Source organism: Pantoea sp. NPDC088449 (assembly GCF_044753225.1).
Taxonomy (GTDB): Bacteria; Pseudomonadota; Gammaproteobacteria; order Enterobacterales; family Enterobacteriaceae; genus Pantoea; species Pantoea floridensis.
In genome coordinates this window covers 372109-391606 of sequence record NZ_JBIVMT010000003.1, presented here as the reverse complement: position 1 = coordinate 391606, position 19498 = coordinate 372109, and the positions used below count along the sequence as shown (strand labels likewise).

At 53.5% G+C, this 19498-nt stretch carries 25 protein-coding genes; 10 read left to right on the top strand and 15 right to left on the bottom strand.

Annotated elements, in window-relative coordinates:
- Positions 1–16: 16 nt before the first annotated feature.
- From ptsN to ACIP6T_RS16285, 9 genes are all read right to left on the bottom strand, one after another.
- Positions 17–499, bottom strand: coding sequence for a PTS IIA-like nitrogen regulatory protein PtsN (gene ptsN, locus ACIP6T_RS16325; protein WP_175501705.1), 483 nt, complete (start codon positions 497–499; stop codon positions 17–19).
- 159 nt (positions 500–658) lie between these two features.
- A complete protein-coding gene (hpf, locus tag ACIP6T_RS16320) occupies positions 659–946 on the bottom strand; it encodes a ribosome hibernation promoting factor (protein WP_097095117.1) in 288 nt (95 codons plus the stop codon).
- 21 nt (positions 947–967) lie between these two features.
- The gene (rpoN, locus tag ACIP6T_RS16315; protein WP_097095116.1) at positions 968–2407 is read right to left on the bottom strand and encodes an RNA polymerase factor sigma-54; all 1440 of its coding nucleotides are present in this window, start codon (positions 2405–2407) and stop codon (positions 968–970) included.
- 48 nt (positions 2408–2455) lie between these two features.
- Positions 2456–3181 carry an LPS export ABC transporter ATP-binding protein gene (lptB, locus tag ACIP6T_RS16310; protein WP_007886624.1) on the bottom strand — a complete coding sequence of 242 codons (726 nt, stop codon included), beginning with the start codon at positions 3179–3181 and terminating at the stop codon, positions 2456–2458.
- Positions 3182–3186: 5 nt separating this feature from the next.
- Complete coding sequence (gene lptA / locus ACIP6T_RS16305; protein WP_097095115.1) at positions 3187–3741, bottom strand: lipopolysaccharide ABC transporter substrate-binding protein LptA; 555 nt, start codon at positions 3739–3741, stop codon at positions 3187–3189.
- On the bottom strand, positions 3710–4288 hold the full coding sequence (lptC, locus tag ACIP6T_RS16300; protein ID WP_400458116.1) for an LPS export ABC transporter periplasmic protein LptC: 579 nt from the start codon (positions 4286–4288) through the stop codon (positions 3710–3712). Before lptC ends, lptA begins: the two co-directional genes overlap by 32 nt.
- Positions 4285–4851, bottom strand: coding sequence for a 3-deoxy-manno-octulosonate-8-phosphatase KdsC (kdsC, locus tag ACIP6T_RS16295; RefSeq protein WP_400458115.1), 567 nt, complete (start codon positions 4849–4851; stop codon positions 4285–4287). Before kdsC ends, lptC begins: the two co-directional genes overlap by 4 nt.
- Positions 4852–4864: 13 nt before the next feature.
- Positions 4865–5845, bottom strand: a complete 981-nt coding sequence (gene kdsD / locus ACIP6T_RS16290; protein ID WP_400458114.1) for an arabinose-5-phosphate isomerase KdsD — start codon at positions 5843–5845, stop codon at positions 4865–4867.
- A 13-nt stretch (positions 5846–5858) separates the two neighbouring features.
- The gene (locus ACIP6T_RS16285; RefSeq protein WP_097095111.1) at positions 5859–6842 is read right to left on the bottom strand and encodes a calcium/sodium antiporter; all 984 of its coding nucleotides are present in this window, start codon (positions 6840–6842) and stop codon (positions 5859–5861) included.
- A 226-nt stretch (positions 6843–7068) separates the two neighbouring features.
- On the opposite strand from ACIP6T_RS16285, the gene mlaF reads away from it, so the two are divergent.
- The 7 genes from mlaF to murA all read left to right on the top strand — a co-directional run bounded on the left by mlaF (position 7069) and on the right by murA (position 11845).
- Positions 7069–7884, top strand: coding sequence for a phospholipid ABC transporter ATP-binding protein MlaF (gene mlaF / locus ACIP6T_RS16280; protein ID WP_007886632.1), 816 nt, complete (start codon positions 7069–7071; stop codon positions 7882–7884).
- A 4-nt stretch (positions 7885–7888) separates the two neighbouring features.
- A complete protein-coding gene (mlaE, locus tag ACIP6T_RS16275) occupies positions 7889–8671 on the top strand; it encodes a lipid asymmetry maintenance ABC transporter permease subunit MlaE (RefSeq protein ID WP_007886633.1) in 783 nt (260 codons plus the stop codon).
- Positions 8672–8675: 4 nt separating this feature from the next.
- Entirely contained in the window at positions 8676–9212 is a 537-nt protein-coding gene (gene mlaD / locus ACIP6T_RS16270) for an outer membrane lipid asymmetry maintenance protein MlaD (protein WP_097095110.1), read from the top strand.
- A 17-nt stretch (positions 9213–9229) separates the two neighbouring features.
- Positions 9230–9862 (top strand): phospholipid-binding protein MlaC, encoded by a 633-nt coding sequence (gene mlaC / locus ACIP6T_RS16265; protein ID WP_097095109.1) that lies wholly within the window; start codon positions 9230–9232, stop codon positions 9860–9862.
- Positions 9862–10167, top strand: a complete 306-nt coding sequence (gene mlaB, locus ACIP6T_RS16260; protein ID WP_097095108.1) for a lipid asymmetry maintenance protein MlaB — start codon at positions 9862–9864, stop codon at positions 10165–10167. Before mlaC ends, mlaB begins: the two co-directional genes overlap by 1 nt.
- 114 nt (positions 10168–10281) lie before the next feature.
- Complete coding sequence (gene ibaG, locus ACIP6T_RS16255; RefSeq protein WP_008104351.1) at positions 10282–10539, top strand: BolA family iron metabolism protein IbaG; 258 nt, start codon at positions 10282–10284, stop codon at positions 10537–10539.
- Positions 10540–10585: 46 nt separating this feature from the next.
- Entirely contained in the window at positions 10586–11845 is a 1260-nt protein-coding gene (gene murA / locus ACIP6T_RS16250) for a UDP-N-acetylglucosamine 1-carboxyvinyltransferase (protein ID WP_097095107.1), read from the top strand.
- 67 nt (positions 11846–11912) lie between these two features.
- Here the strand turns inward: murA and ACIP6T_RS16245 are convergent, their stop codons facing one another.
- Together ACIP6T_RS16245 and ispB are read right to left on the bottom strand one after the other, a co-directional pair.
- The gene (locus tag ACIP6T_RS16245; protein WP_097095106.1) at positions 11913–12194 is read right to left on the bottom strand and encodes a helix-turn-helix transcriptional regulator; all 282 of its coding nucleotides are present in this window, start codon (positions 12192–12194) and stop codon (positions 11913–11915) included.
- A 230-nt stretch (positions 12195–12424) separates the two neighbouring features.
- The gene (ispB, locus tag ACIP6T_RS16240; RefSeq protein ID WP_097095105.1) at positions 12425–13396 is read right to left on the bottom strand and encodes an octaprenyl diphosphate synthase; all 972 of its coding nucleotides are present in this window, start codon (positions 13394–13396) and stop codon (positions 12425–12427) included.
- Between the two features lie 252 nt (positions 13397–13648).
- Here ispB and rplU point away from each other — a divergent pair, with 252 nt between their 5' ends.
- From rplU to cgtA, 3 genes are all read left to right on the top strand, one after another.
- Positions 13649–13960 (top strand): 50S ribosomal protein L21, encoded by a 312-nt coding sequence (gene rplU, locus ACIP6T_RS16235; RefSeq protein ID WP_007886644.1) that lies wholly within the window; start codon positions 13649–13651, stop codon positions 13958–13960.
- Positions 13961–13975: 15 nt separating this feature from the next.
- Positions 13976–14233 carry a 50S ribosomal protein L27 gene (gene rpmA / locus ACIP6T_RS16230; RefSeq protein ID WP_007886647.1) on the top strand — a complete coding sequence of 86 codons (258 nt, stop codon included), beginning with the start codon at positions 13976–13978 and terminating at the stop codon, positions 14231–14233.
- Between the two features lie 247 nt (positions 14234–14480).
- Entirely contained in the window at positions 14481–15656 is a 1176-nt protein-coding gene (cgtA, locus tag ACIP6T_RS16225) for an Obg family GTPase CgtA (protein WP_007886648.1), read from the top strand.
- Positions 15657–15831: 175 nt separating this feature from the next.
- Here the strand turns inward: cgtA and ACIP6T_RS16220 are convergent, their stop codons facing one another.
- Genes ACIP6T_RS16220 through ACIP6T_RS16205 form a run of 4 tightly spaced genes read right to left on the bottom strand, consistent with a single transcriptional unit; the run spans position 15832 to position 19493 of the window.
- Positions 15832–16248, bottom strand: a complete 417-nt coding sequence (locus tag ACIP6T_RS16220) for a hotdog fold thioesterase (RefSeq protein WP_400458113.1) — start codon at positions 16246–16248, stop codon at positions 15832–15834.
- Between the two features lie 3 nt (positions 16249–16251).
- Entirely contained in the window at positions 16252–17007 is a 756-nt protein-coding gene (gene dhbA, locus ACIP6T_RS16215) for a 2,3-dihydro-2,3-dihydroxybenzoate dehydrogenase (RefSeq protein WP_400458112.1), read from the bottom strand.
- Entirely contained in the window at positions 17004–17858 is an 855-nt protein-coding gene (locus ACIP6T_RS16210; protein ID WP_400458111.1) for an isochorismatase family protein, read from the bottom strand. The genes dhbA and ACIP6T_RS16210 overlap by 4 nt, the downstream gene beginning before the upstream one ends.
- 18 nt (positions 17859–17876) lie before the next feature.
- Entirely contained in the window at positions 17877–19493 is a 1617-nt protein-coding gene (locus tag ACIP6T_RS16205; protein WP_400458110.1) for a (2,3-dihydroxybenzoyl)adenylate synthase, read from the bottom strand.
- Positions 19494–19498 lie beyond the last annotated feature (5 nt).

Genomic DNA, 19498 nt, shown 5'->3' with positions numbered 1-19498 from the left:
TAAAAGTGTTTTACGCTTAAGAGTGTGCTTCCTGAGCTTCTGTGATAATGGCGTAGAGCTCTTCATCGCTCTGTGCTGCACGTAAACGGCGGCAGACCGTTTTGTCCGCCAGGCGTTTAGCAACAAGCGAAAGCGTGTGCAAGTGGGTTTTACACTGGTCCGCGGGTACCAGAAGGGCAAACAGCAGGTCAACCGGCTGGTTATCAACCGCATCGAAAGCGATGGGCTGATCAAGGCTGATAAACACCCCTACGGCGCGCAATGTATCTTCTTCCAACTTGCCGTGTGGGATAGCAATGCCGTTGCCAATGCCGGTACTGCCCATGCGTTCGCGGGTCAGGATTGCTTCGAAAAGCGTCTGGTGCGGCAGATTGAGCTGCTTCGCTGCTAGCTCGCTGATAATTTCCAGCGCGCGTTTTTTACTCTGGCAGTGTACGCCGCTACGGGTACAGTCCAGTGAAAGGACCGAGCTCAATTCCAGTGTCAGATCGTTGTTCATCATCGTTTCACTTGCGAGTTCACATAGCCGCGGGGATCAGGCAATTAACTGCATTGCGGTTCGCCCGTTGGCGCTTGCGCAGATGACAAAACGGGGCGGTTAAACCCGCCCCATTTTGCTCTAAGTGCCGAATCAGTCAGCACTCTGCAAGCGTGAAGGTTAGTGTTTTTTCAGTTTGTCTTTATGTTTGGTCAGCTGACGGGAAAGCTTATCGATTAACCCGTCGATGGCCGCGTACATGTCTTCCGCTTCCGATGTGGCGTGCAGCTCTCCGCCGTTGACGTGCAGTGTTGCGTCCGCAACCTGCGTCACCTTCTCTACTTTTAGAACAATATAAACCTGATTGATATGATCAAAATAGTGTTCCAGTTTGGCAAATTTGGTATTTACAAATTCACGCAGAGGTTCGGTAATCTCAACGTTAAGTCCGGTCAGGTTTAGCTGCATAGGTCTTCCTTCTTCGTTCGGTCAAACCAATTGTTTGCGCTGGTTTGATGGCGGTATAGATAAAGACTCGCGATATTTAGCAACCGTACGTCGCGCTACCATGATGCCCTGTTCAGATAACATGGAGGTCAGTTTGCTGTCGCTCAAGGGTTTTGCGGGATTTTCCGCGGAGATCAATTTTTTCACCAGTGCGCGAATCGCCGTGGAGGAGGCTTCGCCGCCGCCCTCGGTGTTGACGTGGCTGGAGAAAAAATATTTCAACTCAAAGATGCCGCGCGGACTGTGCAAGTATTTCTGCGTGGTCACGCGTGAAATGGTGGACTCGTGCATATCAACGGCCTGGGCGATATCTGCCAGCACCATCGGGCGCATATACTCCTCGCCCTGCTCAAAAAATGCCTGCTGTTGCTCAACGATACAGCGTGTCACTTTGAGCAGCGTATCGTTGCGGCTCTCGAGGCTCTTAATCAGCCATTTGGCTTCCTGCAAATTACTGCGAATAAACTGATTATCGCTTTCGTTACGTCCGGCACCGCCCATCGCAGCATACTGCTGGTTGATTTTTAGGCGCGGCATGCTGTCTGAGTTGAGCTCAACTGTCCAGCGCTTGCTGATTTTGCGCACCAGAACATCAGGAATGACATATTCTGGTTCGCTGGTGTTGATCGATTGACCCGGACGCGGATCGAGCGACTGAATCAGCAGCATCGCGTCTTTCAGTATCTCTTCTTTGAGACGCGTCACGCGCATCAGACTGCGGAAATCATGGTTAGCCAACAGATCGAGATGCTCGCTGACAATCAAACGGGCTTCCGCCAGCATAGGTGTTTCGGACGAATATTGAGAGAGCTGTACTAACAGACAATCACGTAAGTCGCGCGCACCTACGCCAACGGGATCGAAACGTTGCACGCGCTTAAGCACGGCTTCGACTTCTTCCAGCGTCAACTCTTCATCACCAATACTGTCATAAATGTCTTGTATAGTGACGGTGAGATAACCGGTATCGTCAATGGCATCGACAATCGAGGTGGCAATCGCGCGGTCCGTATCGCTAAAAGGCGTTAACTCAACCTGCCACATCAGATAATCCTGCAGCGATTGGGTGGTTTCGCCCTGATAGATCGGCAGCTCATCGTCCTGGTAGTCGGTACCTGTGCCTGAAGGGGTTCCCGCGGTGTAGATTTCGTCCCAGGTGGCATCGAGCGGCAACTCTTCGGGCATATCTTTCTGTTCAAGTGCTTCACGCGTATCTAGTGAATCACTTTCCTGATCCTGAAATTCGCGCGCATCGACTTCTTCATGCAGATCGGTTTGTTCAAGCAGCGGATTGCTTTCCAGCGCCAGTTGGAGTTCTTGCTGGAGTTCAAGCGTAGAGAGTTGCAGCAAGCGGATAGCTTGCTGCAACTGTGGTGTCATCGCCAGCTGTTGGCTGAGCCTGAGTTGCAAACCTTGCTTCATAATTCGGTTAGAATTTCCTAAGCAAACGTAGGGTGTTACGACACCTTATCAGAGTCTGAACTCTTCGCCCAAATAAACACGCTTAACCTGCTCATCTACAAGAATTTCATCAGGTGTGCCATGGGCAATCAAATGCCCCTGGCTAACAATATAAGCGCGTTCACACACCGCGAGGGTTTCACGCACGTTGTGGTCGGTAATCAGCACGCCAAGGCCGCTGTCACGCAAATGCTCAATGATTTTCTTGATATCGATAACGGAGATGGGATCAACGCCGGCAAAAGGCTCATCCAGCAGGATAAACTTCGGATTAGCCGCCAGCGCGCGCGCAATCTCCACACGACGGCGCTCACCGCCCGATAACGCCTGGCCCATGCTGTCACGCAGATGCGCGATGTGGAACTCTTCCATCAGTTCGTTAGCACGATCCTGGCGCTGCTCTTCGGTCAGATCATCGCGAATCTGCAGCACCGCCATCAGATTGTCGTACACGCTCAAGCGGCGGAAAATCGAGGCTTCCTGAGGTAAATAGCCGATGCCGCGGCGTGCGCGTGCATGCAGCGGCAAAATGCTGATGTCTTCATCATCAATCACGATGCGGCCGGCATCGCGCGGCACAATGCCAACCACCATGTAAAACGTGGTGGTTTTACCGGCACCATTTGGGCCCAGCAGGCCGACAATCTCGCCGGATTTTACCTGCAGACTAACATCTTCCACCACGCGGCGGCCTTTGTAGGCTTTCGCCAGGTTTTCAGCGATCAGTGTGGCCATAGCAATCAATTACTCTTTTTAGGGCTCGCGGACGAGCCGTTTTTATCCTGCAGCTGCGACGGTACCAGAACGGTGGTCACACGCTTACTTTCACCCTGGCTAAATGCCTGCATTTTCTGCTCTTTCACCAGGTAAGTGATACGATCGCCTTTGATATTGCTGTCCTGCTGCTGAATAAAGGCATTGCCCGTCAGCTCAACAAAGTCGTTCGCCAATTCGTAGTGCAGTTTACTGGCATGGCCCTGAACCGGCTTGCCGCTGTCCTGCATTTGGTAAAAGGTGGCAGGATTACCATAGGCATCAACGATGGTTTTCTTGCTGTCGCCGCCAGGACGTGTGACCACGACTTTATCGGCGGTAATCTTGATCGAACCCTGGGTAACAATCACGTTGCCGGTGAAGGTCGCGACGTTGCCTTGCAGGTCCAGCGCCTGATTAACGGAGTCAATATTAACGGGCTTGTCTGAGTCGCCGGTCAGCGCCAGGGCGGGCAAACTCGTTGCCAGCAGGGCACTCACCAGCAATAACTTAAGGCTGTTTTGGTTCATTTTGGATTTCATAGGAAGTTTTGACCTTTTCAAGCAGCTCAGCATTTTTCGTCCGTAAATTGCCGCGCATTTTCATGCCAGTGGAATTAAAACTGCGGCCAAAAAGGGTGACTTTATCGTCAGACGTCACGTCCTGGGTGACCAAATTTACCTGAGCGTTATCGGTAAGAATGCGCTCAAGCTGTGAATCCTGGGTCAACGTATTGACGACGACATTGCCGTAAAGGTAAAGCATACGATCTTTAGTCAGCTTTGCCTTGTCAGCACGCGCTGACCACGTCGGCACTTTGTTTTCGTCATAGGTGGTCATCACCGGATTATCGAACCAACTTACCTCATCGGCTGAAAAGTAGGTCACTTTATCTGACACCAGCTTATAACCCAGTGCGCCCGTGGGGTTATACACCACAGTATTGGATTTTTCGCTGGTATACGTTGGCTCTTGATTGTTCGTCGCCACCGGCGTTTTGTTGTCATCCTGGCTGGTGAGATTCCAGCCGATCAGCACCAACGCGATCAGGGCCAGAATCAGCGTCATCCAACGCCTGCTCTTACTCATATTGATTGCCCTATGGCATCCTCAAATTTGTTCTGCGCAATCAAAATCAGATCGCACAACTCGCGTACTGCGCCGCGGCCACCGGCAACGCGGGTAACATAATGCGCGCGCGGCAGCAAAATCGGGTGGGCATCCGCCACGGCTACGCTCAAACCCGCCTGCGCCATTACTGGCCAGTCGATCAGATCGTCACCGATGTACGCCACCTGTTCGGCAGATAACGACAGTTTATCCAGGAGTTCACGCCAGGCCAAAAGCTTATCCGATTGTCCCTGGTAAAGATGCGTAATGCCGAGCGTTTTACAGCGATCTTCCAGCAGTTTTGCTTTGCGGCCGGTAATAATAGCCACTTCGACGCCGGAGGTCAGCAGGCAACGCACGCCATAGCCATCGCGTACGTTAAAAGCTTTTAGCTCTTCACCGCTGTTCCCCATATAAATCACGCCATCGGACATCACGCCGTCGACATCACAAATTAGCAGGCGAATCTGCGCGGCACGTGCCATCACCGCTGCGCTCACTGGACCGTAGCAAGTCTCGACCATCGCCGTTTCAGTACTCATGAGTATTTCCTGTTCAGACTACGCCAGCGCGCAGCATGTCATGCATATGTACCACACCAAGCAGGCGATCGTCATCGGCGACCAGCAGGGCGGTAATGTTTTTGTTTTGCATCAGATTAAGTGCGTCAACCGCCAGCATATTTGGACGCACGCGAATGCCGCCGCTGGTCATCACATCCTGGATGCGGGCCGTCTGGAAATTGATGCCCATATCAAAAACGCGACGTAAGTCCCCATCGGTGAAGATGCCTTCAATTTTCATCAGATCATCGACGATGACCGTCAAGCCGAGATTCTTACGCGTAATTTCCAGTAATGCATCACGCATTGACGCGTCACGACTGACGTGGGGGATTTCATCGCCGCTGTGCATGATATCGCTGACGTGCAACAGCAGTTTACGCCCCAACGCGCCGCCGGGATGCGACAGCGCAAAATCTTCCTGCGTAAATCCACGCGCTTCCAGCAGAGCGACGGCAAGCGCATCGCCCATGACTAAGGTTGCGGTGGTGCTGGTGGTCGGTGCCAAGCCCAGCGGACAGGCTTCCTGCGGCACTTTCACACACAGGTGCACATCAGCTGCGCGGCTCATCGCGCTTTCCGGGCGGCCCGTGATACAAATCAGCTGGACTTTTTGGCGCTTTAGCACCGGAATCAGCGCAAGGATTTCACCTGACTCGCCGCTATTGGAAATGGCGATGACCACGTCATTGGTGCTTACCATACCGAGATCGCCGTGGCTGGCTTCTCCGGGGTGCACAAAGAATGATGGCGTACCGGTACTGGCAAAGGTCGCGGCCATTTTTTTACCAATGTGTCCCGATTTGCCCATGCCCATCACGACCACTTTGCCGCGACAGGCAAATATCATTGCGCAGGCGCGACTGAAATCGTCATTGATGTATTGATCAAGCTGCTCCAGCCCTTCACGTTCGATGCGCAGCACCGCTTTACCTGCCTGCTGAAAATCGAAATCCGGTTGCTGTTGTGACATGGTCAGTCCGTCCTTAATAGCTTGTGATAACCATGGGGCTGAGCCATAGCCACAGAACCCACGCGATAAATCCACCTAATAATAGAGTGCCTGCAATACGGCCAATCCGCCGCTTACGCAGCAGACAGAGCAGGGCGAACAGCACGCTAACGGCCAGCATTACCCAATAATCACGCGCAAAGGCGTGTGTATCTATACTGCCGGGATGAATCAGTGCGGGCAGGCCGAGCACAATCGCCAGGTTAAAAATATTGGCTCCGATAAGATTACCAATGGCAATATCATCTTCACCTTTTAGTGCGCCTGCTACCACCGTTGCCAGTTCAGGTAAGCTGGTGCCGACGGCAATCAGCGTCAAACCCATCACCAGTTCGCTCACACCGAAGTAGTCGGCAAAAACCGTCGCGTTGTCGATCACCATACGCGTCGACATCGGTAAAATAATCAGCGCGACGGCCAGCCACAGAAAAGCCACGGTATTACCCGCTTCATCGCGCGGCAGCTCGGCCAGCTGTTCGCGGGTTAGGGTGTCATTATTGTCACGTTCGGCACGGCGGGCAATGCGGATCACCACCAGCAGATAACCCAGCGCGATGAGCAGCAACGCCACACCATCGAGCCTGCTCAAGTAATTATCAAACAGCATGATGCCGCTGAGCAGTGAGACAAGCAGCAGTAATGGCAGTTCGCGCCGAATGAGATTGGAGTGTACTGTCAGAGGGTGGAGTAGCGCTGCGCCGCCAAGAATTAATAGAATATTCGTAATGTTAGAACCGAGAGCGGTTCCCACGGCTAAATCCATCTGTCCATGCTGTGCTGCTGAGAACGAGACAATTAATTCCGGTAAGGATGTACCAATGCTCACCACCGTCATGCCAATGATTAGCGGTGGAATGCCAAAGGATCGACACAGGATCGCGGCGCTAAACACCAGACGGTCGGCACCGTAAACCAGTAAAATCAATCCGATAAACAGCAAGGCAGAGGCTACGAACATTAAAAATCCTTGATGGATGAGGGGCCGGCAAACCTTGTCCGACAGGTAAAAGCATGCTGCACGCGTAAGCAGGCGCTGATTTTGACTGTCTGAGAGGCAAAAGTAAATTTTAAGGCCGTTTTCGCCACACCAAGTGGGTAAGTTTCTGTAAAACTATCGTGCATTAGAGGCTACCAGGCTACCATCGACAGCTTTGATAACGCCCGATCCGCATAAAGAGGTAAAGATGATCCAGCAGCAAACGAATCTGGTTGAGGTTCGTGGCGTCAGTTTCACGCGCGGAGATCGTACGATCTTCGACGATATCTCGTTAACGGTGCCCGCCGGAAAAGTTACCGCAATCATGGGGCCGTCCGGTATTGGTAAAACCACGCTGTTGCGTCTGATTGGCGGGCAGTTACAGCCTGATAAAGGGGAGATTTGGTTCCGCGATCAGAACATCCCGACGCTCTCGCGCACGAAATTATACGAAGCGCGTAAAAAAATGAGCATGCTGTTTCAATCGGGGGCGCTTTTTACCGATCTTAACGTTTATGAAAACGTCGCATGGCCCCTGCGTGAACATACGCGATTACCTCCTGAATTACTGCACAGTACGGTTTTAATGAAGCTGGAAGCCGTTGGCTTACGTGGGGCAGCTAAACTGATGCCAGCCGAGTTGTCTGGTGGTATGGCGCGCCGCGCCGCCCTGGCTCGCGCCATCGCGCTGGAGCCGGAGCTGATCATGTTTGATGAGCCCTTCGTCGGGCAGGACCCCATTACCATGGGTGTGTTAGTGAAATTGATTGATGAGCTTAATCATGCGTTGGGTCTGACCTGCATTGTGGTTTCACACGACGTGCCAGAGGTCTTGAGCATTGCCGATCATGCCTATATTGTTGCCGGACAAAAAATTATTGCTCAGGGGAGTGCGCCGGAGCTGCGGGAAAATCCCGATCCGCGTGTGCGCCAGTTTATTGAGGGTCATGCGGATGGCCCAGTGCCTTTCCGCTTTGCCGCTGGAGATTACCTCAGCGACTTGACTCGCTCAGGGAGAACATAAACTGATGTTGTTACAGGCGCTGGCGTCATTTGGACGTCAGGGAATTAATACCTGTGCCGCTTTTGGCCGTGCAGGCTTAATGTTATTTCATGCGCTGGTGGGTAAACCCGCGTTTCGTCGACACGCGCCGCTGCTGGTTAAGCAGCTGTACAGCGTGGGCGTGTTATCTTTGCTGATCATCGTCGTATCAGGCCTGTTTATTGGCATGGTGTTGGGCCTGCAGGGTTATCTGGTGCTCACCACGTACAATGCAGAAACCAGCCTCGGTATGCTGGTGGCGCTTTCGCTACTGCGCGAGCTGGGGCCGGTGGTGACGGCGTTGCTGTTTGCCGGACGTGCAGGCTCGGCATTGACAGCAGAAATCGGATTGATGAAAGCGACGGAACAGCTCTCCAGTATGGAGATGATGGCCGTCGATCCGCTGCGTCGCGTGGTTTCCCCGCGTTTCTGGGCCGGTTTTATCAGTATGCCGCTGCTGGCGCTGATCTTCACTGCGGTGGGGATTGCTGGTGGTGCGTTGGTTGGCGTGAGCTGGAAAGGTATCGACCCTGGTTTCTTCTGGTCAGCGATGCAGAATGCGGTTGATTTTCGTACGGATGTCGTCAACTGCATGATTAAAAGCGCGGTCTTTGCCGTTACGGTAACCTGGATTGCGTTATTTAATGGCTATGATGCCATTCCGACTTCGGAAGGGATTAGTCGGGCGACGACGCGTACCGTGGTGCATGCTTCACTGGCGGTACTCGGTTTGGATTTTGTGCTGACAGCACTGATGTTTGGGAATTGATGCAATGCAAAGCAAGAAAAACGAAATCTGGGTAGGCGTCTTCATGCTGGCTGCGCTGCTAGCGCTATTATTTCTTGGCCTGCGCGTTGCCGATCTCAAAACAATCGGCTCGGAGCCCACGTGGAAGATGTACGCCACCTTCGATAATATCGGCGGACTAAAAGTCAGTTCACCGGTGAAAATTGGCGGCGTGCTAATAGGCCGCGTGGCCGACATCTCGCTGGATGAGAAAACGCTTTCGCCGCGCATCACCATGGATATCAGCGACAAATATGCGAATAAAATTCCGGATACCAGCTCATTAGCGATTCGCACCCAAGGCCTGCTCGGCGAGCAGTTCCTGGCACTCAATTTAGGCTTTGACGATCCTGAACTGGGCTCGTCAATGCTGAAAGATGGCGGCACCATCCGCGATACCAAGTCGGCACTGGTACTGGAAGATCTTATCGGGCAATTCCTCTATAAGAGTGGCGATAACAAACCTGACGATAAATCCCAGGGTGCCGAGAGCGCACCGGCAGCGCCGGCAACAACGGAATAACCAAGAGGTAAAACATGATGTTTAAACGTTTACTGATGATTGCCATGTTGGCAATCGTACCGCTGGCTGCTACTGCAGCGGACCAAAGCAATCCCTATAAGTTGATGAACGAAGCGGCAGCTAAGACCTTTACGCGCCTGAAGAACGAGCAGCCAAAGATTAAGCAAGATCCGAATTATCTGCGTGAAGTGGTTCGCCAGGAACTGATGCCATACGTTCAGGTGAAATATGCCGGTGCGTTAGTACTGGGACGCTACTACCGCGACGCGACACCTGCACAGCGCGAAGCTTACTTCGCTGCTTTTGGTGATTATCTGGCGCAGGCTTATGGCCAGGCACTGGCGCTGTATAACGGTCAAACTTACCAAATCCAACCAGAGCAGCCGATTGGCGATGCGAATATCGTCGCGATACGCGTCACGATTATCGATCCGAACGGCCGTCCGCCGGTACGCCTTGATTTCCAATGGCGCAAGAATAGCCAAACCGGTAACTGGCAGGCTTACGACATGATCGCTGAAGGTATCAGCATGATTACCACTAAACAGAATGAATGGGGCGATCTGCTGCGTACCAAAGGTATTGATGGCCTGACTGCTCAGCTGAAAACCTATGCAGCACAGCCTATCACCCTGGATAAAAAGCAATAATGAGTGAACCGTTACGCTGGCAGCGCACTGCCAGCACCTTGGCCTTAAGCGGCAAATTAGATCGTGATACGTTGCTGACGTTGTGGCAGGAGCGTGACACTGCGGTCGCGGATATCACCACCATTGATGTTGCTGGGCTGGAAAGGGTTGACTCAGCTGGCTTGGCGCTGCTGGTGCATCTGCGTGAAATTGTGCGGGCACAGGGCAACGTACCGCTTTTTACCGGGATCTCCGATAAACTCCATTCATTAATTACGCTGTATAACCTGCAGCAGATTATTGTTTCTGCGGAAAAAATCGCCTGATTGCCGGATGTCGATGCTAAGCCCCTGATTTTTTCAGGGGCTTTTGCGTATTTAAGAGTCAGGCGCTTTCCTCTAAGATGTCTGCCTTATTATTATTAAGTGAAGTAACGAGCGATGGAAAATAGTGAAGTTCAGGCCGTGCTGATGCAGGCGCTGGCGTTAGAAGAAGTACACGTACTTAGCAACGATGGCAGTCACTTTCAGGTCATCGCGGTGGGCGAAATGTTCGGCGAACTGAGTCGCGTGAAGAAGCAGCAGGCTGTGTACGCGCCGCTGATGGAATATATTGCGGATAACCGCATTCATGCGGTTTCCATCAAAACTTATACCCCCGCCGAGTGGGCGCGCGACCGTAAACTCAACGGTTTTTAAGCATCCCGCCGGTTGTTTTATTGATAGATAATTGAGAGCCGTGTTAATGGACAAATTTCGTGTGCAAGGCCCCACCCGTTTAAGTGGTGAAGTGACCATTTCCGGGGCGAAGAATGCTGCGTTGCCAATTCTGTTTGCTGCTCTGCTGGCGGAAGAGCCGGTAGAGATTCAGAACGTGCCGAAGCTGCGTGATATCGATACCACCATGAAGCTGCTGAATCTGCTGGGAGCGCGCGTTGAGCGTAATGGTTCGGTCCACGTTGATGCTCGCGAAGTTAATGTTTTCAGTGCGCCATACGATTTGGTGAAAACCATGCGTGCCTCTATCTGGGCGCTCGGCCCGCTGGTAGCGCGCTTTGGTCAGGGCCAGGTGTCCCTGCCAGGCGGTTGCGCTATCGGTGCGCGCCCAGTTGATTTGCACATTACTGGTCTTGAACAGCTGGGTGCGGAGATTAAGCTGGAAGAGGGCTACGTTAAAGCTTCTGTTAACGGTCGTCTGAAAGGCGCACATATCGTGATGGATAAAGTGAGCGTAGGCGCAACCGTCACCATTATGAGCGCTGCGACGCTGGCGACCGGCACCACCATCATTGAAAACGCAGCCCGTGAGCCGGAGATTGTCGATACGGCAAACTTCCTCAACACCTTGGGCGCGAAAATTAGCGGTGCGGGCTCCGATAAAATCACCATTGAAGGCGTTGAACGCCTGGGTGGCGGCGTTTATCGTGTGCTTCCCGACCGCATCGAAACCGGCACCTTCCTGGTGGCGGCTGCGATTTCACGCGGTAAGGTGATCTGCCACAATACCAAACCGGACACGCTGGATGCCGTCCTGGCCAAGCTGCGTGATGCCGGTGCCGATATTGAAGTGGGCGAAGATTGGATTAGCCTTGATATGCATGGCAAGCGTCCTAAAGCGGTTAACATCCGCACGGCGCCGCACCCAGGTTTCCCAACCGATATGCAGGCGCAGTTCACGCTGCTCAACCTGGTGGCGGAAGGAACCGGTGTGATTACCGAAACGATCTTCGAAAATCGCTTTATGCATATCCCTGAGCTGATTCGTATGGGTGCGCACGCGGAAATCGAGAGCAATACGGCGATTTGTCACGGCGTTGAAACGCTGTCGGGTGCACAGGTAATGGCCACCGATTTACGAGCCTCGGCCAGTTTAGTGCTGGCGGGTTGTATTGCTGAAGGCACCACTTTCGTTGATCGCATTTATCACATCGATCGTGGTTATGAGCATATCGAAGATAAACTGAAAGCAATGGGTGCCAATATCGAGCGCGTAAGCGGCGAATAATTTTTGCTCATGGCGTTTAAAAAACCAGTCACGATCGCGCGACTGGTTTTTTTCATCTGCGCCACGGTCAGATCTTTTTACGATCCTTTGGCGATCGGATGCGTTTCTTGCGATCAAGCAGCCGGCAGGTGACAGGATCAAAATAGCGGCTCGGCCAGATCTCTGAGGGATGAACTTTGATCGCGTTGGCAATTAGCCACTCCCCTTTGGGCCAGGGACGCGACAGTGCATTAGCCAGGGTTGATGAGCTTAAACCTGATTCACGTGATAATGCCGCCAGTGACGTGCCTTTCTTGCGCAGTGCAGCGATGATGTCTGCCGGATGCCAATCCTCTTTCCTTGCATACATAACTTTTCTCTCCTTGTCCGTGTTGTGACTTCCTCTCTCTGCTGTCCAATGATTCCCCTCATCGCAGAGTTATCTGGAAAAACCAGCGTTTTATAGCAAATGTTTCCTATAAATTTCCAGTAATTGTTTGTCCGACGCGCAGAAACTGCGTTGCTTTACGCAAAAGCAATGCAAAGGATGTAACAGAGGGGGGAGAAAAGAAGCAGGGCCAGAGCTGGCCCTGTTGAAAATCAGAAGTCGCGCTGCACTGACATGTGCGCCAACGCTTCAAGCGCACTGCGCCACGGGCTTTCTGGTAACACCTGTAGCGCGGCGATAGCTTTATCCGCCTCGTCCTCGGCACGTTTACGCGTCCATTCCAGCGAACCGGTTTGTTGCATTGCCGCCAGTACAGGCTCCAGCAGGTGACGACCGTTGCCCTCTTCAATGGCTTTACGAATCATCTGAGCCTGCTCAGGCGTGCCGTTGTGCATCGCGTGCAGCAATGGCAGCGTTGGCTTACCTTCGCTGAGATCGTCACCGGTATTTTTACCCAGCGTTTCGCCATCTGCGCTGTAATCCAGCAAATCATCAATTAACTGGAAAGCGGTTCCCAGATAGCGGCCATAATCCTGCAACGCTTTTTCCTGCGCAGGCGTGGCGTCGGCCAAAATGGCAGAGGCCTGCGAAGCCGCTTCAAACAGACGTGCGGTTTTACTGTAAATCACCCGCATGTAGCTCTCTTCTGTGATATCCGGGTCGTTGCAGTTCATTAGCTGCAGCACTTCACCTTCGGCGATCACATTCACCGCTTCTGACATCAGCGCGAGGATCTTTAACGATCCCATGCTGGTCATCATCTGGAATGAACGCGTATAGATAAAATCACCCACTAACACGCTGGCCGCATTACCAAACGCAGCGTTGGCGGTGGCTTTGCCACGGCGCATATCGGATTCATCCACCACATCATCGTGCAGCAGCGTCGCCGTATGGATAAATTCGATCAGCGCCGCATTGGTGATGTGCAACGATCCTTGATAATTCAGCGCGCGTGCTGAAAGCACGGCGATCATCGGACGGATGCGTTTTCCCCCGCCGCTGATGATGTAATAGCCTAACTGGTTAATCAGTGAGACTTCTGAATTCAGCTGCTCGAGGATGGTCTGGTTGACGGCCGCCATGTCCTGCGCGGTTAATTCATTAATCTGTTCTAAGTTCATTCGTCTTTTCAGCTTTACTCGTTTTTTGCATGGTAAGCGCTTTACACAGCGTGAGTTCAGGTAATCTGTTACTGATTGTACTTGAAAAATCGGGTTGCGAAACGTTTGCATTCGCCTTGCGCTTTTTTTCTGCAAGAGAGTGCAAAGTGCTCTTGTCTTCTGCTGGAGTATTGCGTAGAATTCGCGCCCTATTGTGAATATTTATCGCGCCGCCTGATGAATAGAAAGGCACGCGCAGAAGCGGAGTTTTATATGTACGCGGTTTTCCAAAGTGGTGGTAAACAACACCGAGTAAGCGAAGGTCAGACCGTTCGCCTGGAAAAGCTGGACATCGCAACCGGTGAAACCATTGAGTTTGACCAGGTTCTGATGATCGCAAATGGCGAAGACGTGAAAATCGGCGCGCCACTGGTTTCAGGCGGTGTGATCAAGGCAGAAGTTGTTGCTCACGGTCGTGGCGAGAAAATTAAAATCGTTAAGTTTCGTCGTCGTAAACACTACCGTAAGCAGGCTGGTCACCGTCAGTGGTTCACAGATGTGAAAATCACTGTGATCGGCGCGTAAGAGGAGATCTGACAAATGGCACATAAGAAGGCTGGTGGCTCGACCCGTAACGGTCGCGACTCCAACGCAAAACGTCTGGGTGTTAAGCGTTTCGGTGGTGAATCTGTTCTGGCAGGTAGCATCATCGTTCGTCAGCGTGGCACCAAATTCCACGCAGGTAGCAACGTAGGTTGTGGTCGTGACCACACCCTGTTTGCCACCGCAGACGGCAAAGTTAAATTCGAGATTAAAGGCCCGAACAACCGTAAATATATCAGCATCGTTGCTGAGTAAGGTTGTCGTGCTGCAGACGTCTACCGTCTGAATACACGAATGAAAGGCCCCGCAGCTTTGCGGGGCTTTTTACATTCTGCTGAAGCTTGCTGGATAACAGTTACGCTTTAGCACAGTTGTTGTACAATTTATGTACTCTTGGCTTTGCCAATCTTGTATTATCCGCCGTCGGTCAGCGCAGAAGACCCTGGCGGACCCGTTTGCGGCCTGCAAGCTGCCGTAAACGACAGCGTGACGGAGAAATAAAATGAAGTTTGTAGATGAAGCGACGATCCTTGCGGTCGCGGGTGATGGCGGCAACGGTTGCGTAAGCTTCCGCCGTGAAAAATATATTCCAAGAGGCGGCCCGGATGGCGGCGACGGCGGCGACGGCGGCGACGTGTATCTGTTGGCGGATGAAAACCTCAACACCCTGATCGATTATCGCTTTGAAAAGTCTTTCCGTGCCGAACGTGGCCAGAATGGCCAGAGCCGTGATTGCACCGGTAAGCGTGGTAAAGACATCATCGTCAAAGTGCCCGTTGGTACTCGCGTGATTGACCAGGGTACGGGCGAAACGCTGGGCGACATGACGCGCCATGAGCAGAAGCTGATGGTCGCGAAGGGCGGCTGGCATGGTTTGGGCAATACCCGCTTTAAATCATCGGTTAACCGTTCTCCACGTCAGAAAACGATGGGTACGCCGGGCGAGAAGCGTGACCTGCAGCTGGAGCTGATGCTGCTGGCTGATGTCGGTATGCTGGGTCTGCCAAATGCCGGTAAATCGACCTTTATTCGCTCTGTCTCCGCAGCAAAACCCAAAGTGGCGGATTATCCGTTTACCACTCTGGTACCAAGCCTTGGTGTGGTCCGTATGGACAGCGAAAAGAGCTTTGTCGTGGCAGATATTCCTGGCCTGATTGAAGGGGCAGCGGATGGCGCGGGTCTGGGTATTCGCTTCCTGAAACACCTTGAGCGCTGTCGAGTTCTGTTACACCTCATCGACATTGCACCAATCGACGAATCTGATCCGGTCGAAAACGCCCGTATCATTCTTGGCGAACTGGAAAAATACAGCGATAAGCTGTTCCAGAAACCACGCTGGTTAGTGTTCAACAAAACTGACCTGCTGAGCCGCGAAGAAGCGGAAAGCCGTGCTAAGGCGATTGCAGAAGCGTTGGGTTGGGAAGATAAATACTACCTGATCTCTGCCGCAAGCCGCGATGGCGTAACTGATCTGTGCTGGGATGTGATGAGCTTTATCATCGACAATCCTAAAGAAGCCGAGCTGGAAGAGAAGCAGCCGGAGAAAGTGGCCTTCATGTGGGATGATTATCACCGCGAAGCTATGGAGACCGCGCAGGAAGTTGAAGAAGATGATGATTGGGATGACGACTGGGACGAAGAGGACGACGAAGGCGTCGAAATCATTTACCAGCGTTAATCGCACAAGAGAAAGCGGCCAGATGGCCGCTTTTTTTTTTGCCCTCACCCTAACCCTCTCCCGCAAGCGGGCGAGGGAATCGATAGAGCAAACTTTGAATCATTACTTACATGACGCAGCGTCTCCCTCTCCCAGTGGGAGAGGGCCGGGGTGAGGGCATCGGGCCGCAGAGGACCTAACCCAGCACCGCTACCGTTAAACGCGACGTGCAGCACAGCTGATCGCGAGCATTGCGGATCTCAATCTGCCAGCTCTGATTGCGCGCACCAAGGTGCAGCGGGCGGCAGATCCCGCGCACTTCACCGCTGCTCACCGCGCGATGGTGGCTGGCACTCACCTCAATCCCCACCACGCTTTTACCTTCTTCGATGCTGAGATAACCGGCGATCGATCCCATCGACTCCGCCAGCACCACCGAGGCGCCGCCGTGCAGCAGGCCAAATGGCTGCTGCGTGCGGACATCCACCGGCATGGTGGCTTCCAGATAATCTTCACCAATGACGGTAAACACAATACCGACATGTGCCACCAGCGAGTTTTCACCCAGCTTATTCAGCGTCTCAAGATCAATCGATCGTTTCCACATTGCCATCTGTTAGGATCCCAGCGTTGCGCCACCGTCGACCACAATATCCTGCAGTACCACGTGGCTGGCAAGATCCGAAGCGAGGAACATCACGTTTGCCACGATCTCCTGCGGCTTGGCGATCTTACGCAGCGGGATCCCCAGCTTATATTGATCCGGGAAACCATTGATCATCTCCTGTTCTGCTTCAGGCGTATGCCACAGGCTGCGTTGCATATCGGTATCGGTCGATCCCGGCGAGACGATATTACAGCGCACGCCGAACGGCGCCATCTCTAAACCAACGGTCAGGCACAGGCTGCGTAGCGCCGCCTTGGATGCACCATAAGCGGACATGCCGAGGCGCGGAGCGTGTGCGGCATTGGACGCGATGGTGACAATCGCGCCCGTGCGCTGCTGGCGAAACACCGGCAGGGTTTGCTGGAACATATTGAAAGCGCCACCGGCGTTAACCGCCAAACAAGCCTGCCAGTCCTCGAACGAAAGTTCATCGGTTGCGCCAATGCGCAAAATTCCGGCACCGTTAACCAACACATCTAAGCGCGGCTGATCCGCCAGTAAACGCTGGCAAACCGTTTTCACCTCGGCGGCGTTGGCCACGTCCAATACTTGGGTTGTAAACGGATAGTCGGCCTGATCGAAACGCAGATCGAAGCCGATCACCTGCGCGCCTGCCTGATGGAAGCTGAGCGCCGTGTGATAACCAATCCCTTTTCCCGCGCCGGTGACCCAGACGATTTTTCCATTGAAATCAAAAGTATTCATTTGGCTGGCACCCGTGATAACAGCGCCCACCAGCCATCAATGGTCGGATTTTTTGCCAGGCTGACAAAATCAATATCGCTATGCACCTGACGCCAGCGCGCCGCTAGCGCCATCACGCGCACCGAATCCAGACCGTAATCGATCAGGCTCTCGTCATCTGCCGGCACATCGTCATCTTCCAGCAGCGGCAAAATCAGCGCCCGCAGATCATCTTTACTCAGCGGTAGCGGCATCAGATCGGCGGTCATCACCACTTTCCCGCTGCGACCAGCGGTGTAAGTCAGCGCCATCATGTGCTCTTCACGTGTGAAGTCAGCCAGCGCATCGGCCACCATAAACGGCTGGATGTTGCGCATAAAGGCGTCTGTCGCGGTTGTCAGGCAGCCAATATGTGCGTAAACGCCGGTGATGATCAGCTGATCGCGGCCCATTTCCTTCAAGGTTGATTCGAGCGGTGAGCGCACAAACGCGCTATAGCGCCATTTGGTCAAAACCTGATCGTCCTGATCCGGCGCCAGTGCAGCAACGATCTTTTGCTGATCCGGATGCTTGTTCAGGCCCGGTCCCCACATGTCGTTAAGCAGCGCGCGATCGGCGTCGCTCTGCGCATTCGGCTGCGCGGTATAGAACACCGGAATGCCCTGCGCCTTGCAGTAGGCGCGCAGGCGCGCGATGTTTTCCACCACCTGATTCACCAGCGGGCTGTCTTCACCCCAGAAATTGAGGAAATACGCCTGCATATCATGAATCAGCAGCGCGGCACGCTGCGGTTCCACGGCCCATTTCACCTTGTTGGTTGGCAGCTCAGTTGCCGCTGGTAATGCGTAAGAATTCAGTTTTGGAATAGCCATTACAATCTCCGGAACAGGTCAGGCTTGCGCTTGTTGATCGGCAAGCTGTTGGCGTAAACGTTTTTTATCTACCTTGCCAACAGGCGTCAGCGGCAGGGCATCTACGCAGGTAATACGGTCAGGTAATTTGAACTCGGCCACGCCCAGCTCACGCAGATGACGGCGCAGCGCCACCGCTTTAATCGGCTGGCTGGCGACGATAAAGGCGCAGCTCTTTTCACCCATCAATTCATCGTTCATCGACACCAGCGCGGCGTGGATCACGTCTGGATGGCGCTGCAGCAGATTTTCGATCTCCTCCGCTGCGATCTTCTCGCCACCGCGGTTAATCTGATCTTTTTCACGTCCTTGTACAGTGATGTAACCCTGCGCGTTAATCTCAATCAGATCGCCAGAGCAGTAAAACCCATGGGCGTCGAAGCTGGCGGCGTTATGCTCTGGGCTCTTGTAGTAGCCGCGAAAGGTGTAAGGACCGCGCGTCATCAGGCGACCAATGGTGCCAGTTGGCAGCGCATTGCCGTGCTCATCTGCAACCCACACTTCGTCGTCCTCAGAGATTGGGCGGCCTTGCGTGGTGAGAATGGTGTTCTCATCGTCGCCAAAGCGGGTGTAGTTCACCAAACCTTCGGCCATACCGAACACCTGCTGCAGCTGACAGCCCATTTCGTTCTGAATGCGTGCGGCCAGGGTTTCACCCAATTTGGCGCCGCCCACCTGAATGCGCTTCAGCGAGGCCAGCTGCTTGTTGCTGCCCCATTCCTGAATCGCCTGTAGCCACAAACTCACCGCCGGTGGCACCAAACCAGTATCCGTAACCTGATGCTTTTCAATCAGCGGGAAACACAGCGTCGCGCTGGGATCGGCGGCCAATATCACCTGTCCACCCGCGTAAAATACGCCGAGTGAACCGGGTGAACTCATGGCGAAGTTATGCGGGGCGGGCAGGGCGATGAGATAGCGCGTATCGGCGGTTACCTCACAGATCTCATCACTGGCGCGAATGCTGTAGTAGTAATCGTTGTGGGTGCGCGGAATCAGCTTTGGCGTGCCGGTGCTGCCGCCTGAGAGTTGGAAAAATGCCACTTCATCGGCGGCAGTTGGCGTGGCGACGAAATTACCCGCCGCTTCCGCCATCAGCGCTTCCAGCGTGTTTTCCGGCTGATTGTCATTGCGTAAAATCACCTGCTGCAGCGAAGGCTGCGCGTCGCACAGTGCGCTGATAAAGGTGTCGTCAGCAAACAGCGCATGGGTGCGATCGGCAATCAGCAGCTTGGGCTCAATCTGCGCCGCATAGGCGCTGAGTTCGGTACGCTGATGGCTGAATAGGGCGAAAACTGACGCCACGCCGAGCTTAAACAGTGCGAATACCGTGACATAAAAATCAGCCACGTTGCCGAGCTGCACCAGCGCGGTATCGCCACTCTGCAGGCCGCGACGCTGCAGCGCAGCGGCCAGATTGCTGCTTAGCACATCCATTTCGCGATAGCTGATGTGACGATCGCCATCAATCACCGCAATGGCATCGTTGTGCTGATGACGCGCCAAAATATCGGTCATCGGTACATCCAGCCAGTAGCCTTTTTCGCGGTAGCGCGCGGCCAGATCGTCCGGCCAGCGAGTATAGGGAATGCTCATGCTCT

Bases quoted from the DNA above. Each gene is read 5' to 3' on its own strand.
- ptsN (WP_175501705.1), bottom strand. From the start codon at position 499: ATGAACAACGATCTGACACTGGAATTGAGCTCGGTCCTTTCACTGGAC.
- ibaG (WP_008104351.1), top strand. From the start codon at position 10,282: ATGGAAAATAGTGAAGTTCAGGCCGTGCTGATGCAGGCGCTGGCGTTA.
- ACIP6T_RS16210 (WP_400458111.1), bottom strand. From the start codon at position 17,858: ATGGCTATTCCAAAACTGAATTCTTACGCATTACCAGCGGCAACTGAG.
- rpoN (WP_097095116.1), bottom strand. From the start codon at position 2,407: ATGAAGCAAGGTTTGCAACTCAGGCTCAGCCAACAGCTGGCGATGACA.
- mlaC (WP_097095109.1), top strand. From the start codon at position 9,230: ATGTTTAAACGTTTACTGATGATTGCCATGTTGGCAATCGTACCGCTG.
- dhbA (WP_400458112.1), bottom strand. From the start codon at position 17,007: ATGAATACTTTTGATTTCAATGGAAAAATCGTCTGGGTCACCGGCGCG.
- mlaB (WP_097095108.1), top strand. From the start codon at position 9,862: ATGAGTGAACCGTTACGCTGGCAGCGCACTGCCAGCACCTTGGCCTTA.
- mlaD (WP_097095110.1), top strand. From the start codon at position 8,676: ATGCAAAGCAAGAAAAACGAAATCTGGGTAGGCGTCTTCATGCTGGCT.
- rplU (WP_007886644.1), top strand. From the start codon at position 13,649: ATGTACGCGGTTTTCCAAAGTGGTGGTAAACAACACCGAGTAAGCGAA.
- lptB (WP_007886624.1), bottom strand. From the start codon at position 3,181: ATGGCCACACTGATCGCTGAAAACCTGGCGAAAGCCTACAAAGGCCGC.
- cgtA (WP_007886648.1), top strand. From the start codon at position 14,481: ATGAAGTTTGTAGATGAAGCGACGATCCTTGCGGTCGCGGGTGATGGC.
- mlaF (WP_007886632.1), top strand. From the start codon at position 7,069: ATGATCCAGCAGCAAACGAATCTGGTTGAGGTTCGTGGCGTCAGTTTC.
- ACIP6T_RS16205 (WP_400458110.1), bottom strand. From the start codon at position 19,493: ATGAGCATTCCCTATACTCGCTGGCCGGACGATCTGGCCGCGCGCTAC.
- kdsD (WP_400458114.1), bottom strand. From the start codon at position 5,845: ATGTCACAACAGCAACCGGATTTCGATTTTCAGCAGGCAGGTAAAGCG.
- ispB (WP_097095105.1), bottom strand. From the start codon at position 13,396: ATGAACTTAGAACAGATTAATGAATTAACCGCGCAGGACATGGCGGCC.
- ACIP6T_RS16220 (WP_400458113.1), bottom strand. From the start codon at position 16,248: ATGGCAATGTGGAAACGATCGATTGATCTTGAGACGCTGAATAAGCTG.
- ACIP6T_RS16285 (WP_097095111.1), bottom strand. From the start codon at position 6,842: ATGTTCGTAGCCTCTGCCTTGCTGTTTATCGGATTGATTTTACTGGTT.
- murA (WP_097095107.1), top strand. From the start codon at position 10,586: ATGGACAAATTTCGTGTGCAAGGCCCCACCCGTTTAAGTGGTGAAGTG.
- hpf (WP_097095117.1), bottom strand. From the start codon at position 946: ATGCAGCTAAACCTGACCGGACTTAACGTTGAGATTACCGAACCTCTG.
- rpmA (WP_007886647.1), top strand. From the start codon at position 13,976: ATGGCACATAAGAAGGCTGGTGGCTCGACCCGTAACGGTCGCGACTCC.
- lptA (WP_097095115.1), bottom strand. From the start codon at position 3,741: ATGAAATCCAAAATGAACCAAAACAGCCTTAAGTTATTGCTGGTGAGT.
- mlaE (WP_007886633.1), top strand. From the start codon at position 7,889: ATGTTGTTACAGGCGCTGGCGTCATTTGGACGTCAGGGAATTAATACC.
- lptC (WP_400458116.1), bottom strand. From the start codon at position 4,288: ATGAGTAAGAGCAGGCGTTGGATGACGCTGATTCTGGCCCTGATCGCG.
- ACIP6T_RS16245 (WP_097095106.1), bottom strand. From the start codon at position 12,194: ATGTATGCAAGGAAAGAGGATTGGCATCCGGCAGACATCATCGCTGCA.
- kdsC (WP_400458115.1), bottom strand. From the start codon at position 4,851: ATGAGTACTGAAACGGCGATGGTCGAGACTTGCTACGGTCCAGTGAGC.